Origin of the sequence: Sphingobacterium sp. InxBP1, from assembly GCF_026191775.1 — a bacterium.
GTDB lineage: Bacteria > Bacteroidota > Bacteroidia > Sphingobacteriales > Sphingobacteriaceae > Sphingobacterium > Sphingobacterium thalpophilum.
Genome location: NZ_JAINDX010000046.1, coordinates 323949 through 338610, shown reverse-complemented (window position 1 = coordinate 338610; position 14662 = coordinate 323949). Strand labels below are relative to the sequence as shown.

At 45.2% G+C, this 14662-nt stretch carries 10 protein-coding genes; 7 read left to right on the top strand and 3 right to left on the bottom strand.

Annotated elements, in window-relative coordinates:
* Positions 1–66: 66 nt before the first annotated feature.
* Positions 67–771 (bottom strand): NUDIX hydrolase, encoded by a 705-nt coding sequence (locus K7A41_RS13770; protein WP_265714152.1) that lies wholly within the window; start codon positions 769–771, stop codon positions 67–69.
* A gap of 326 nt (positions 772–1097) precedes the next feature.
* On the opposite strand from K7A41_RS13770, the gene K7A41_RS13765 reads away from it, so the two are divergent.
* From K7A41_RS13765 to K7A41_RS13740, 6 genes are all read left to right on the top strand, one after another.
* Positions 1098–2792, top strand: a complete 1695-nt coding sequence (locus K7A41_RS13765; protein ID WP_265714151.1) for a ribulokinase — start codon at positions 1098–1100, stop codon at positions 2790–2792.
* A 19-nt stretch (positions 2793–2811) separates the two neighbouring features.
* Positions 2812–3504 (top strand): L-ribulose-5-phosphate 4-epimerase, encoded by a 693-nt coding sequence (locus K7A41_RS13760; protein WP_265714150.1) that lies wholly within the window; start codon positions 2812–2814, stop codon positions 3502–3504.
* 42 nt (positions 3505–3546) lie between these two features.
* Complete coding sequence (gene araA, locus K7A41_RS13755; protein WP_028071940.1) at positions 3547–5049, top strand: L-arabinose isomerase; 1503 nt, start codon at positions 3547–3549, stop codon at positions 5047–5049.
* A gap of 73 nt (positions 5050–5122) precedes the next feature.
* Positions 5123–6823 (top strand): sodium:solute symporter family transporter, encoded by a 1701-nt coding sequence (locus K7A41_RS13750; RefSeq protein WP_265714149.1) that lies wholly within the window; start codon positions 5123–5125, stop codon positions 6821–6823.
* A 35-nt stretch (positions 6824–6858) separates the two neighbouring features.
* The gene (locus K7A41_RS13745) at positions 6859–8007 is read left to right on the top strand and encodes an aldose epimerase family protein (protein WP_265714148.1); all 1149 of its coding nucleotides are present in this window, start codon (positions 6859–6861) and stop codon (positions 8005–8007) included.
* A gap of 13 nt (positions 8008–8020) precedes the next feature.
* Complete coding sequence (locus K7A41_RS13740) at positions 8021–9037, top strand: zinc-binding alcohol dehydrogenase family protein (RefSeq protein ID WP_265714147.1); 1017 nt, start codon at positions 8021–8023, stop codon at positions 9035–9037.
* An 84-nt stretch (positions 9038–9121) separates the two neighbouring features.
* Here the strand turns inward: K7A41_RS13740 and K7A41_RS13735 are convergent, their stop codons facing one another.
* On the bottom strand, positions 9122–11032 hold the full coding sequence (locus tag K7A41_RS13735; RefSeq protein ID WP_265714146.1) for a DUF294 nucleotidyltransferase-like domain-containing protein: 1911 nt from the start codon (positions 11030–11032) through the stop codon (positions 9122–9124).
* A gap of 47 nt (positions 11033–11079) precedes the next feature.
* Positions 11080–11700, bottom strand: coding sequence for a 3'-5' exonuclease (locus tag K7A41_RS13730; protein WP_265714145.1), 621 nt, complete (start codon positions 11698–11700; stop codon positions 11080–11082).
* 163 nt (positions 11701–11863) lie between these two features.
* On the opposite strand from K7A41_RS13730, the gene K7A41_RS13725 reads away from it, so the two are divergent.
* Positions 11864–14578: a hypothetical protein gene (locus K7A41_RS13725; RefSeq protein ID WP_265714144.1), complete on the top strand. Its 2715-nt coding sequence runs from the start codon at positions 11864–11866 to the stop codon at positions 14576–14578.
* Positions 14579–14662: the final 84 nt, after the last annotated feature.

Here is a 14662-nt window from a genome sequence, read left to right as displayed (position 1 = left end):
TTGAAAAAATGAAAATTCAAAGTGAAATATATTCTTTTCGGTTTTTATTTTTATTTAAAAATACGTTTATCGATCCATGGACCAGCTGGGAAGATAACGTAAAAAAGACATGATTTTTTCCTTATATACGGCAGTGTCCAATTTAAAATAATACGCTCCTTTTTTCGAGTTTTCTTTGTCCTTTTCTTTCAGTTTGATCAGTAGGCCAGATGAAAGTAATTTACGGCTAAAGTTGCGTTTGTCCAGCTCGATATTGTAAACCCCTTCGTATAGCGCGGCAATTTGCGGAATGGTAAACTTTTCAGGCAAAAGTTCAAATAAAATCGGGTATAGGGCAGCTTTCATGCGGAGTCGATGTTGTGCGGCGCTGATCATTTGATCATGGTCAAAAATAAGTGCGGGATATTTTTGCAAAGGAAACCATTTCGCTTCGTAATCGTCGCTCAAAATATGTTTGTACTGTTGCGTATCAATCAGAGCAAAATAGCATATGCTGACTACACGATGGTTTGGTTCTCTTTTTGGGTCACCAAAAACACTGCATTGCTCCATATATACATTTTCTAACCCGGTCAATTGTTTCAATATACGGCTGGCCGCCTCCTCGGGACTTTCGTTCGGCTGAACAAAGCCGCCCATTAAACTCCATTTATTCCTTTCAGGTTCGAAATCCCGCTTAATCAATAAAATTTCCAGCGACTCTCCATTAAAACCAAATATGATACAGTCAATCGCGAGTAGGATCCCTGAATCTTTCTTGTAATGTTCCATTGTTTATTGTTATTTATCTAATTTTTTTGATCTCAATCCATCCGTCGTTGTAAAACTCAAAAAGTAAGCCGCTTGAATAAATGTAATATTGGTCAGTATAAAGCAAAAAAAGTTTAAAACGATGTCTGGATACGACTTGAGCTCTCCATCATTTGACGGGATGAAGTTAGTTCAATTTTTTAAAAATGAAAATTTTCTTTCATTTTTAAAAAAATAAATGTTTATTTGACACTAATTATTTAATAAGTCCTTATTTAATGTAGGGGATTCGTGAATAAGGTGCTATGCACCAGTTAGATTATTGTTATAAACCAAATTCAGCTAAAATGAATAAATCTTATGTCATCGGGGTGGATTACGGCAGCGATTCTGTCCGTTCTGTATTGGTCGATGCAGGCAATGGGGCGGAAATTTCGTCTTCCGTATTTTATTATCCACGTTGGAAAAAAGGCCTGTTCTGTGATGCGACCACTAGTCAGTTTAGACAGCATCCGCTTGATTACATCGAAGGCTTGGAAGCGACGATAAAGGATTGCCTGCAGAAATCCGGCGTGCCTGCTATTGGACAAGCCGTAAAAGCGATTTCTATTGACACGACCGGATCAACACCTGTCGCTGTGAATGAGCAAGGTGTTCCATTGGCTTTATTGGACGAGTTTAAGGACAATCCGAATGCGATGTTCGTATTATGGAAAGACCATACTGCCGTTGAGGAAGCGCGTGAAATTAATCTAAATAATGAAAATAGCGATGTGGATTACTTGAAGTATGTGGGGGGGATTTACTCCTCGGAATGGTTCTGGGCTAAATTGCTTCATATTTTTAGGGTGGATGAGCAGGTGCGTCAGGCGACCTTTAGCTGGGTTGAACATTGCGATTACATCCCCTTTCTACTGACTGGTGGTACCGATGCTGCAGCAATCAAAAGAGGAGTCTGTTCGGCAGGACACAAGTCTCTTTGGGCAGCTGAGTTTGGCGGTTTGCCTCCGAATGCATTCTTTTCAGGAATTGATCCCGTGCTGGACGGGCTTGTAGATCGCTTGTTTTCGGAAACTTACACGGCGGATCAGTCCGCCGGCAACCTTTGTCCAGAATGGGCCTTACGTTTAGGACTCTCTACTTCCGTGGTGGTAGGCATCGGTGCTTTCGACTGTCACATGGGCGCTGTAGGTGGACAGATTGAACCTTATTATCTCAGCAAGGTGATGGGTACTTCAACCTGCGATATGTTGGTGGCTCCAAAAGAAGATGTGCAGGACATTCTGGTGAAAGGCATATGTGGCCAGGTGGATGGTTCTATTATCCCCGGAATGATCGGAATGGAAGCGGGACAATCGGCTTTTGGTGACGCTTATGCTTGGTTTAAGCAGGTACTCTTGTGGCCAGCAAAAGAGCTAATCCCAGAAATGAATGGGATTCCTGAGGAGCAACGGGATCAGATGATTCAGGGGCTCGAGGAGCAGTTGCTGATTCGGCTGAGCGAAAAGGCGGCCGGGCTTTCGGTAAACCAATCTTCGGAGCTAGCGATGGACTGGTTTAATGGCCGGCGGACGCCCGATGCGGATCAGTCGTTGAAGGGGGCGATTACCGGATTGCATCTGGGCACTGACGCTCCCCGTATATTTAGGGCGATTGTCGAAGCCACCTGTTTTGGAGCAAAGGCCATTGTAGACCGTTTTGTGGAGCAGGGAATCCCGGTCAGGGGACTGATAGGACTGGGGGGAGTCGCTAAGAAATCACCTTTCATCATGCAGATGATGGCAAATGTGATGAATATGCCGATTAAGATTCATAAAAGCGAGCAGACATGTGCAATCGGTGCGGCTATGTTCGCAGCCACCGCTGCAGGATTGTACAATAGGGTGGAGGATGCCATGCAAGCCATGGGCCAGGGCTTCGAACGTACCTATGTTCCTGAAGCGCAATGGGTGCCTATCTATGCTGCACGTTATGAGCGTTATAAAGCATTAGGTGGTTTTGTGGAGAGTAAAACTGCAACTGCAGTGGCCGATACTATTTAATCTAAGAAAAATTCTGACTATGTATAATTCGATCAAAGAAGAAGCTTACCACTGCAACATGGAGTTGCCCAAGCTTGGACTGGTACTTTTCACCTTCGGAAATGTGAGCGTCGCGGACCGCAGTAAACAGGTTTTTGCGATTAAACCAAGTGGTGTGCCCTATGAGAAGCTATCTCCCGAACAGATGGTCGTTGTTGACTTTGATGGCAATGTCATCGAAGGAGACCTCCGGCCCTCATCGGATACCAAGACACATGCAGTCTTGTATAAACATTGGGAAGAAATTGGCGGTATTACCCATACGCATTCAACGTACGCCACGGCCTGGGCGCAAAGCCAGCGCGATATTCCCATTTTTGGTACAACACATGCAGATCATCTGACGGTGGATATTCCCTGTGCTGCTCCAATGAGCGATGACATGATCGCTGGCAATTACGAATACGAGACGGGTTTTCAGATTATTAATCACTTTGCTGAACAGCAATTGGACTATCGGGAAGTGGAAATGATTCTCGTGGGAAATCATGCTCCTTTTGCCTGGGGCAAAGACGGGATGAAGTCTGTCTACAATAGCGCCGTATTGGAGCAGGTTGCCAAAATGGCGTTGCTGACCGAGCAGATCAACCCGAGTGCTCCGCGGCTTAAACCTGCACTGGTCAAAAAACATTATGAAAGAAAGCACGGTAAAAATGCTTATTATGGACAATAGTCCACTGTATTGAGAAATTTATAGCTAATCTAAAATTTAAAAATGTATATCAATTTAAAAGAACTAGAGGTCTGGTTTGTTGTTGGAAGCCAGGACTTATATGGTGAAGAAACCTTACGCCAGGTCGCTGTACACGCAGCGGAAATCGCCGAATATCTGCATAAGCATGCTGCCATTCCGGTGTCTGTCAAGTACAAACCCATTGTAAAGAATACGGACGAAATATACGCTACATTAACTGCTGCCAATGAAGAGAAAAACTGTATCGGAGTCATTACCTGGATGCATACCTTTTCGCCTGCAAAAATGTGGATCAGAGGCTTGAAAGCGTTACAGAAGCCATTGTTGCACTTGCACACCCAATATAATCAGGACATCCCCTGGAGTAGCATTGATATGGACTTCATGAATCTTAATCAAAGCGCTCACGGTGATCGGGAGTTTGGACATATTGTTAGTAGACTCAAGATTGGACGTAAGGTTGTCACCGGCCACTGGAGGGATGAAGAGGTGCTGCAACGGATTCAGGTCTGGGCGCGCGCGGCGGCAGGTTGGCACGACTGGCAAGGAGCTAAATTTGCGAGATTTGGGGATAATATGCGTTATGTAGCTGTTACGGACGGTGATAAAGTGGAAGCGGAATCACAGTTTGGATTTTCGGTAAATACCTATGCCATTGGCGACCTGGTACAGATTATCAATGCCAGTACGGATCAAGAAATTCAGACCCTGCTGGATGAATATGAAGCTAATTATGAGCTGGCGGATAATGTCAAAGCTGGCGGCGAGTTTCGCAGTAACCTGATTGAAGCTGCAAAGATAGAAATTGGTTTGCGTAAGTTTTTGCGTCAGGGAAATTTCAAAGGCTTCACCGACACATTCGAAGACCTCCATGGAATGGTGCAGCTGCCTGGATTGGCTGTACAGCGCCTTATGGCGGAAGGTTATGGTTTTGCAGGCGAGGGCGACTGGAAAACACCAGCCTTGGTGCGCGCTTGTAAGGTGATGGGCGCTGGTCTGCCGGGAACAACCGCATTTATGGAAGATTATACCTACCATTTTGATCCGCAGAATTCCATGGTGTTGGGATCCCATATGCTGGAAGTCGATCCGGCATTGGCCGCTGGAAGGCCACGTATAGAAGTGCACCCCTTGGGTATCGGAGGCAAAGCAGATCCTGCCCGTCTGGTTTTTAATGGACAGAGTGGTGATGCCCTGAATGCATCGTTGGTCGATATGGGCACTCGCTTCCGTTTGATTGTTAATAAAGTGCAGGGTGTCGAGGTAAAAGAAGATTTGCCCAAACTTCCTGTTGCGCGTGTCCTGTGGAAGCCGTTGCCGGACATGAAGACCGGATGCAGTGCCTGGATTGTGGCTGGCGGGGCACACCATACAGCCTATAGCTTGAATTTAACGCCGGAATATCTGGAAGATTTTGCGCGCATCGCAGGACTGGAATATGTGTTGATCGATGAGAACACGACCGTAGCCAAACTTGAGGATCAACTGAAATGGAACGAACTCTATTATTTATTGAATAAATAGTAGGCTAATCTATCTATGCGAGCAGCATTCTTCGCATAGATAGATTGTGATAAATAACCAATCTGGGAAAATTATGGAAAAATTTGCATCTGTGGATTACATTATCTTTGTGATCTACTTCTTTGTTGTGGCGGGCTACGGCTATTGGATCTATCGCAAAAAAACGAATAGCCTGAGCAGTAGCAAGGATTATTTTTTGGCGGAAGGGTCTTTAACCTGGTGGGCTATCGGATCTTCGCTGATTGCATCCAATATATCGGCTGAACAGTTTATCGGCATGAGCGGTAATGGTTTTGAAGTCGGTATTGCGGTTGCTGCCTATGAGTTGATTGCTGCTGTCGCCTTGATCATTGTGGCCGTATGGTTTATTCCGGTTTATCTGAAAAATAAGATTTTCACGATGCCACAGTTTTTAAATAACCGGTACAACGAAACCACGAGCCTGATCATGGCTATATTCTGGCTGTTTTTATATGTTTTTGTCAACCTTACATCAATCCTGTATTTAGGTGCAATTGCCATCTCCAGCATGGCCGGTGGTGGTGATAGCTTTCACGCTATTACAGTAGCCCTGGCCGTATTTGCCGTGATCATCACGTTAGGTGGAATGCGCGTGATCGGTTTTACGGATGTTATTCAGGTCATCGTGCTGATTGTCGGTGGTGTAGCGACCACATATGTTGCGCTGACGTTGGTCAGTGAGCATTTTGGACTAGGGAAGGACGTTCTGGCGGGATTCAATAAGCTCATGGAAGATTCGCCGAGCCACTTTAATCTTTTTGTGGAAAAGCCGGGACCGGGAGCGAGCCAGGAAGATATCAATAAATACCTGATGTTGCCCGGTATAGGGATGTACCTGGCAGGTATATGGATCGTGAACCTCAACTACTGGGGCTGTAACCAGTACATTACCCAGCGTGCCCTGGGCGCCGATTTAAAAACTGCCCGGATAGGTATCCTGTTTGCTGGCTTTCTGAAGTTGTTTATGCCCATCATCGTGATGTTACCGGGCATCGCAGCATATGTCCTTTACAAAAATGGTGCACTACAGCAGGAAATGGCGCCGGGGGGTGTTTTTCATGCGGATAATGCATACTCTGCGATATTAGGCTATTTGCCAAATGGAATGAAAGGCCTGGCATTGGCGGCGCTAACGGCAGCGATAGTGGCAGGTCTGGCTGGAAAGGCTAATAGTATCGCAACCATTTTTACGTTGGATATTTTTAAAAAATACCTTAACAAAGAAGCCAGTGAAGCTAAAATGGTCTGGGTAGGGAAGATTACGATTGTGGTGTCGATCGTGCTTGCGGTATTGTTTACCTGGAATGACAGTTTAGGAATCGGTGGGGCTGGAGGCTTTACTTTTATACAAAAGTATACTGGATTTATTAGTCCGGGGGTGTTTGCAATGTTTCTGTTGGGGATGTTCTGGAAACGAACCACAGGAGCTGCGGCGATTACCGGCTTAATTACCGGATTTGCATTATCCGTATTTTTTAATGAATTTGCAGTGAAGATTCTAGGCCCTGAAACTTGGTTATACACTGCTTTTCCCAATAAAGCCGGAGTTTATGAAATTCCTTTTCAGATCTGTATGGGATTAGCCTTTGTATTTACGATGGTTGCCATGGTGGGAGTCAGCTTGTTGGGGCCGAAGGTGAACCCAAAAGCTTTTGTGCTTGACAAGTCTATGTTTAAGGTGGAACCATCGGTATTGGCGCTGATCGTCGTTACCTTATTGTTGGTAACAGCGATATATGTGCGTTTCTGGTAGCCTTACAATACAATTGAAATAATAAATCAAACCATATGAATAAGAAAATTATTGCTGCTTTGTTTGTCTGCGCTGTGCTGGCTTACGGATGTCAGTCTCCATCATCGCAAAATAAACAATCTGAAATGACGGTAGACACCGCTTCTACTACAGCATTTGCTACGGAGATTGATGGCAAAGAGGTCAAATTGTTGCAGATCAAAAATGGGAAGCTGTCAGTGACATTGACAAACTATGGAGCCCGGCTGGTCAGCCTGAATGTTCCGGATAAAGAGGGAAACAGCAAGGATGTAATCCTGGGATACGATTCAGCTAAAGCGTATAAGGACAATTTCAACAATTTTTACGGCGCTATCGTAGGACGCTATGGTAATCGTATTGGAAACGCTTCCTTTAAATTGAACGGGGTCACCTATTCGCTTGAAAAAAACGATGGCGAACAATCGCTGCATGGGGGTACTAATGGGGTATACAACAAGGTGTGGGACGTGGTCCAAAGTACACCGACGTCAGTCACCTTAGCTTATACTTCTCCTGATCAGGAAGCGGGGTATCCGGGCACAGTGAAAATGCAAGTGACCTATAGCTTACAGGAAAATGGTGGCCTTACTATCGATTACAGTGCAACGACAGATAAAGAGACGGTACTAAACCTGACCAACCATGCTTATTTTAATCTCAATGGGGCAGGAGACCCGTCTATTCTGGATCATGAGCTTCAGATTGATGCCAAAGCGATTACAGAAGTTGATGCGACGTTGATTCCAACGGGAAAAAGCCTGCCTGTGAAAGGTACAGCGTTTGATTTCACCAAAGCAACAACGATAGGAGCGCGAATCGAAGATGAAAATGCACAGTTAAAGATCGGCAAAGGTTATGACCATAATTTTGAGCTGGATAAAAAAGACGGTTTTCAGAAAGTTGCAGCGGTATATGCGCCAAAGACGGGAATTGAAATGCAGGTGTATACGACCGAACCGGGCCTACAGTTTTATAGTGGCAATTTCATGAAGGACTCGGATCCGAAAGGAAAGGATGGACAAGCATACCCTTTCCGCTCGGCATTTTGTCTGGAAACCCAACATTTCCCGGACGCGCCCAATCACCCCAACTTTGCCTCTACAGTGCTAAAACCCGGAGATACCTATCGTTCCAAAACAGAATATCGCTTTACGGTTAGATAAGAAAAGGAAACAGATGAAAGCAATCCAAATTGTGGCGCCGGGACGTATCGAGCTGATCGATTTGGCCATGCCCCAGCCGGGGGCAGGGCAAATACGGCTACGTGTACAGTATGTCGGGTTTTGCGGCTCCGATCTGAATACGTTTAAAGGCCTTAATCCGCTGGCATTGATGCCTGTCATTCCTGGTCACGAAATCGGAGCCGTTATAGATGATGTAGGCCTGGGAGTGCCTTCAAATTTTACTGCAGGTATGCCTGTGACGGTAAATCCCTACACAAGCTGTGGACAGTGTGCTGCTTGTGAAAATGGCCGCGCATATGCCTGTGAGTTTAACCAGACTCTAGGGGTGCAGCGCCATGGAGCGATGGCGTCCTATATCGTAGTGCCCTGGGAAAAAGTAATTGTGGACGCGGCGATTTCAGTCCGTGATTTTGCGTTGGTAGAGCCGATGAGCGTGGGTTTCCATGCTGTGGATCGCGGGGCAGTGACGGATAGTGATTGTGTTCTGGTGTTTGGCTGCGGTATGATTGGTGTCGGAGCGATTATTCGGGCGGCGAGGAGGGGAGCCTCTGTCATCGCCGTTGATGTGGGAGACGAAAAGCTAGCATTGGCCCGGCGGCTAGGCGCGGCCTATACTATTAATTCGAGTAAGGAGGACCTGGAAGGACGCATCGCGGCCATTACAGGTGGCCGTGGCGCGGATGTGGTCATTGAAGCAGTAGGGCGCCCTGAAACTTATACAGCATCCATCGCGGCAGCGGCTTTTACCGGAAGAGTGGTTTATATCGGCTATGCCAAAGAAAAGATCCCTTTCGAAACGCAGTTTTTTGTAAAAAAAGAGTTGGATATCAGAGGTTCAAGGAATGCGACGGCATCCGACTTTAAGGCAGTCATGGCTTATTTAAAGACCGGTAACTGTCCGATAGATGAGCTGATCACTGCCGTGATTACGCCGGAGGAGGCCCAATCCGCCCTCGAGCGCTGGAGCAATAATCCCGGTGATGTATTCCGGATCCTGGTGCAGTTCTGATCTTGTACATGCAATAGCAACAGTCTATAGGAGGCGGTTCCATTTTGGTAACCGCCTTTTTACTTGCTATTGCGCTTGTAACCGTTAGCCAAAGATGTTATTCGTAAATTTGAGCCGGATACCGGTCTGAAAATTATTTATTGTTTTGAAGATCTCCTTTAATGTTGCTTTTTCAATCTTGGTAAGACTATCAATTGGGATGTAATTGTCGGGAGCCCGTTTGGAGATCCGGATCTGATTGGCTTGGTTTTTTAGCCGTAATGACATCATATAATAATATGATTGATGCAGCTCGTCGTACTGTTCCTGAGTAAATATGCCCATATCCAGCAAGGCCTTTAAACGTCCACCCGTATTCTCTTCGTAGATCCGGTATTTGAGGGCATAAACACGGACCAGGTCAACAATGGGCGTCATCGCCTTTTTAATATTGAACACCTCGGTGGCCCCTACAGTTTGCGTTTTGATGGTTTTAAAGAATGTCAGCGGCGGTTCGTATTGTAGCGCATTTTTGGCGATGAAAGCAAAAAAGCGATCGTTTGGTTTTTGCAGCTCAATAGTCAGAAAATCCTTGAGCTGATCAATAATATCCTGGTCGCCATACAGGCGCCTGCAGTCAAAGAAGGTCGAAAATTTAATTGCGTTTTCAGGAATGCTTTCCTCAATCCATGTTTTGTAATTGTTTTTCCAGTGTGAAAGTGAATGCGTCCATTCGGGATTGCTGGCCATATACCCGCCAGTGCAATAACTAAACCCAATGGTATTTAAATGATCGGATACCAGACTGGCAAAACGCAGGAAATAGTCGCGTACACGTTCACGCTGTTCGTTAGCCTTGTCTTCGTAAATAATGGCGTTGTCCTGATCCGTCATTAACGTTTGTTCTTTACGGCCTTCGCTGCCCGTGACCATAAAGACAAATTTAGCTGGCGGTTCACCCATTTCTTTGATTACTTTTTCGATCACTTTTAAAGCAATGGTGTCGGCTACTGTCGTGATGACCTGATTGGCTATTTCAGCATGTACGCCCCTGCCCAGCAGCTGGTGAATAATTTCAGGTACGTTGTTCCATTTGTCCTGCAGTTCGGTCAATGTTTCGGCTAATTTTACGGATTGAATAAATACCAACGGAGACTGCCCTTGTTCGCTCAACAGTCTGTTTCTGCTTAAAAAGCCTACATAGCTCCCCTCTTTCTCAACGAGTAAGTATTTGGATTTGGTCCGGAACATCTTTAACACAGCTTCATAAAGATAAGCCTGATTTGAAATGCTGACAATGGGGTTGTCCATCACTTCAATAATGGGCCGGGAAGTATCTACCTGTTCAGCAATAACGCGATCCCGTAATGTCATATCGGTGGCATAGCCTATGATCGAATGTTCGTCACGGATAAATATGCAGCTCACCTTTTCCGCTGCCATTGATCGGGCTGCCAGGTAAATAGGCGTATCAGCACTACAAGACACAATATCTTTGTAAACAATATGTTCGATTTTACGTGAATAGAGCTGATCGGCTGCGAAATAACTTTCCTCGAAAGAGGCTGGAGATTTGACAAAGTGAGAAAATTCTTCATCTAGCATTCTTTTTCCAAAAGAATTGGTGAAAAACTGAAAGAATTCATCGTTGGCATTACACAATTCGATAAAATTTTGGCGTGGTAATCGATAGATGACGGTGCCTTTCTTGGCGATGACGGACTTGAGCGCTTTCGTGCGGTTCAACAACACGGATATTCCGCCAAAGCAATAGGGGCGGTGATGGATTTCGATCAACCTTTTGTTATCCGAGTTATCCAGAAAGAAGGTTTCATATTCCCCTTCTTCAATAAGGTCTACACCATCCATATCGGTAATATGTTGTCTGTATACGAGCGTGTCTTTGGAAAACCGATGTTCATGAAACATATCGACAAGGCTCTGTAAAACCGTCTCGGGTAGTACCTGAAAGGGCTGCGTAGTGCGTAGTAGGGATAAGATAACTTCTTTTTTCATCTCGTTCTTTTTTGTTTTATCGCTGAAGAGCGCGACGTGTTGTCATATTACATGATATCATTGAACGCTGGCTGCTGATTTACGATATCCTCATCGGACAGTTCGCCCCGACGTCTCATTTCAAAAAAGCAGCTGGCTGTTATTTCGGCATCTTTTTCGGCGTTGTGTATATCCTGAGGTGTTTCAGAGAAAAGTGCTTCATACAAGTACGGAAGAGGCAGATGTACCATATGCGGGTTTCGAACGTATTTTTTGCTGTGTAGTAAGGTGCAAAAGAAATCATGTCCCTGAAAAGGGATTGGCAGCTGGCAACGGAAATACTCAGCACATAATACCTGCAGATCGAACGAAAGGAAATGGCCGATGATCTCCGGTTTGAATTTTTTGATATCGTGGCTCAGTTTGCGTAATACCTCTTTTTTCTTTTCGCCATGTCGCATGAGAAAGGCCGCGGTCAATCCATGAATTTGTTCAGCTGCCGGACTGACGGGGATGAACGGTTCATAGATATATTTGCTGCTGCGTTTGATTTCTTTCATTTCCTCATCAAAGATGATCCAGGCCACTTGTAGGACATGCGGCCAGTTGTCGCTATCTGTATATTTTCTGTTCCATTTCTTCGGTAGTCCCGAAGTCTCAGTATCTAAGAATAAGAGATATTTTTTCAAGGAATCGCGGATTGATCTACCCTAAAAGTAGTAAAATAATCTAGCTAATGAGGGATCAAAATTGTTTTTTACAAGCATTTTCTTTGTAAAAAACGAGATACGTTTTTCGATGTGCGGAATATTATGTGTAAAATTGACATTTAATAAGATTGTAAACCGATCCATGATGTTCAAGAGATTATTGTATGTCTTGTTTGGCCTCTGTGCCATACTTTTCGAGCTGGCCGCGAAGCCCCGTATACCGAAGATTTTATATAGCACAGACGGAGTTGCAAACCGGGAGCGGTTTGAATATGCAATAGGGCTGCTGCAAAGGAAATTACCGCTATCCGTCATTGATGTGGGCCTCCGGATTGAGGTCAGTACCGTTGGGCAGCAGCAGTCGCTACCAGACTCGATAAAGGATAAATTGAGGGCGAAAGAACATTTTGTCTTTTATCGAGAAGCTGGAAAAAAGGCTGTGAAACTCATAGGGGCAGACGAGTCGGGGGTATTATACGGCAGTATGGAGTTGCTTTCCAATACCTCATGGCATAAAAAATCCGCCTTTTTTATTGCAGAAGGACCCAAAATGGTGATGCGGGGCACAAGCATTGGCCTTCAGAAAACAACCTACCTGCCGGGGCATGACATTTATGAATATCCGTACACACCCGAATCTTTCCCGTGGTTTTACGATAAGCAGCTGTGGATAAATTATCTAGATATGATGGCAGAAAATAAGTACAACGCGTTATACCTATGGAATGGCCATCCTTTTTCATCTTTGGTAAAACTGAAGGATTATCCCTATGCGCTGGAAGTGGATGAGGCAACATTTAAAAAAAACGAAGATATATACACGTTTCTGACCGAGGAAGCGAATAAAAGAGGCATTTGGATCATTCAGATGTTCTATAATATTATTCTGCCTAAGCCTTTCGCCGATCATCACGGCTTAAAAACGCAGGAGCGCAATCGCGTGATCACGCCACTGATTTCGGATTATACAAGAAAGAGTATTGCTGCTTTTGTGGCAAAATACCCAAATGTAGGTTTATTGATTACGCTAGGAGAGGCGATGGAGGGAGTTGGACAGGACGATATCAACTGGTTTACAAAGACAATTATCCCCGGCGTGAAAGAGGGTTTACAGATGGCCGGCACAGTTACTGAGCCGCCGATCATCTTACGCGCGCACGATACTGATGCTCCTGCCGTAATGAATGCCGCGTTACCGATTTATAAGAATCTGTATACCATGGCAAAATATAATGGCGAAGCTTTGACCACGTATACACCTAGGGGCAAATGGGCCGAATTGCACCGCTCGTTAAGTGCGATAGGGACGGTGCATATCCAAAACGTACATATATTGGCCAATCTGGAGCCTTTTCGTTATGGCTCGCCTGATTTCATTCAGAAATCAGTCGTTGCAATGCATGAAGCCCATCACTCCAATGGTATCCACATTTACCCTCAAGCCTCCTACTGGGATTGGCCTTATGCGGCGGATAAAGTTGACAAACGACTGCTGCAGTTGGAACGCGATTGGATGTGGTACCGTGCGTGGGCGCGATATGCCTGGAATGAGCAACGCGATCTGAAGAAAGAGAAATCCTATTGGACAGCTGAACTTGCTGAACATTATGGGATCAGCAAAGATGATGCCCATAAACTACTGCTGGCTATAGAAGAAATCGGTGAAATATCCCCTAAAATCCTACGACGGTTTGGCATTACAGACGGTAACCGCCAAACCTCTTCATTAGGGATGCTAATGACACAGTTGATCAATCCATATCGCTATGGGTTGTTTACTTTACTTTATGAATCCGAGGCTCCGGCAGGGGAAATGATTATTGACTATGCGGAGAAACATCATAAAGGCCTCCCCCATAGTGGAGAGACGCCAATTCAGGTGGCGCAGGAAATTGTGCAGCACGGCAATAGGGCTGTGGCGCTCATCCATGCCTTAGGAAGGCCTACAAAGCATGCAGCTGAATTTGACCGTTGGCTCAACGACATCCGAATCCATCAATTGTTGGCTGCTCATTATAGCCATAAAGTAAAAGCCGCTGTGCAGGTCCTGCAATATAAATACACGTCGGATGTCACTGACCTCCGGAAGGCCCTGCCCGATCTGGAAGCGAGTGTAGCGGCCTATCGTCAACTAACGGAAATGACGAATACAGCCTACCTCTATGCTAACAGTATGCAGACAAAACAGCGTAAAATCCCCATGCGGGGGGCAGATGCCACTTTCATTCATTGGAAGGAGATGCTTCCGGTGTTTGAAACTGAATTGAATAACTTTAAACATGCTATAGATTCTTTAGCAAGGCATAGAGGAAGCAACCGGCCTGACAAAATGGTGCTGAAGCCTCAGAAAATTACATTGCTGGACGGACAGCAACTTGTTCCCCTGAAAAAGGGGGCAAAGCTCTATGCTGATCAGGAACTGGTTGTAACCCATTTGGCCAACGAGCTTGAAGGCCTTCAGGCTATACAAGTCAATTCAGAAAAACAAAAGCTGAGCGGTACACAGCTCCGATTTAAGAATGAAAAACCAATTAAAATATTGGTCGGCTATTTTAATAATACGGATAAAGTCTTTGCGCCTAAACCTGTGCTTGAGATCGATGCGAGTGCCAACGATTTTGGACAGGCCGAAGCGAAGGTTCGCAATGCCGTCCGTATCCAATACATGCCCATTGTCGATATTCACAGCTATTCATTCCCACCGGGGGATCACGAACTAAAAATTCCTAAAGGAGAAGCGCTGCTATTGGGGATTGTGGACGAGCGGGAGCTGCCGAATCCGTATAATGCGGATGTTGATAATCAGGGGGATGATTTAGACGATCTGTTTGGCTATTTTAACGGCATAAAACTGTAAAGCAGTCTGCTCTCAGGATAGTGCAGGACAAGTAAGTGAAACAAAGTGGGTATTTTACCTGGATCGCAACAAACTTTACAGTCA

Bases quoted from the DNA above. Each gene is read 5' to 3' on its own strand.
- K7A41_RS13725 (WP_265714144.1), top strand. From the start codon at position 11,864: ATGATGTTCAAGAGATTATTGTATGTCTTGTTTGGCCTCTGTGCCATA.
- K7A41_RS13750 (WP_265714149.1), top strand. From the start codon at position 5,123: ATGGAAAAATTTGCATCTGTGGATTACATTATCTTTGTGATCTACTTC.
- K7A41_RS13765 (WP_265714151.1), top strand. From the start codon at position 1,098: ATGAATAAATCTTATGTCATCGGGGTGGATTACGGCAGCGATTCTGTC.
- K7A41_RS13760 (WP_265714150.1), top strand. From the start codon at position 2,812: ATGTATAATTCGATCAAAGAAGAAGCTTACCACTGCAACATGGAGTTG.
- K7A41_RS13770 (WP_265714152.1), bottom strand. From the start codon at position 771: ATGGAACATTACAAGAAAGATTCAGGGATCCTACTCGCGATTGACTGT.
- K7A41_RS13745 (WP_265714148.1), top strand. From the start codon at position 6,859: ATGAATAAGAAAATTATTGCTGCTTTGTTTGTCTGCGCTGTGCTGGCT.
- K7A41_RS13735 (WP_265714146.1), bottom strand. From the start codon at position 11,032: ATGAAAAAAGAAGTTATCTTATCCCTACTACGCACTACGCAGCCCTTT.
- K7A41_RS13740 (WP_265714147.1), top strand. From the start codon at position 8,021: ATGAAAGCAATCCAAATTGTGGCGCCGGGACGTATCGAGCTGATCGAT.
- araA (WP_028071940.1), top strand. From the start codon at position 3,547: ATGTATATCAATTTAAAAGAACTAGAGGTCTGGTTTGTTGTTGGAAGC.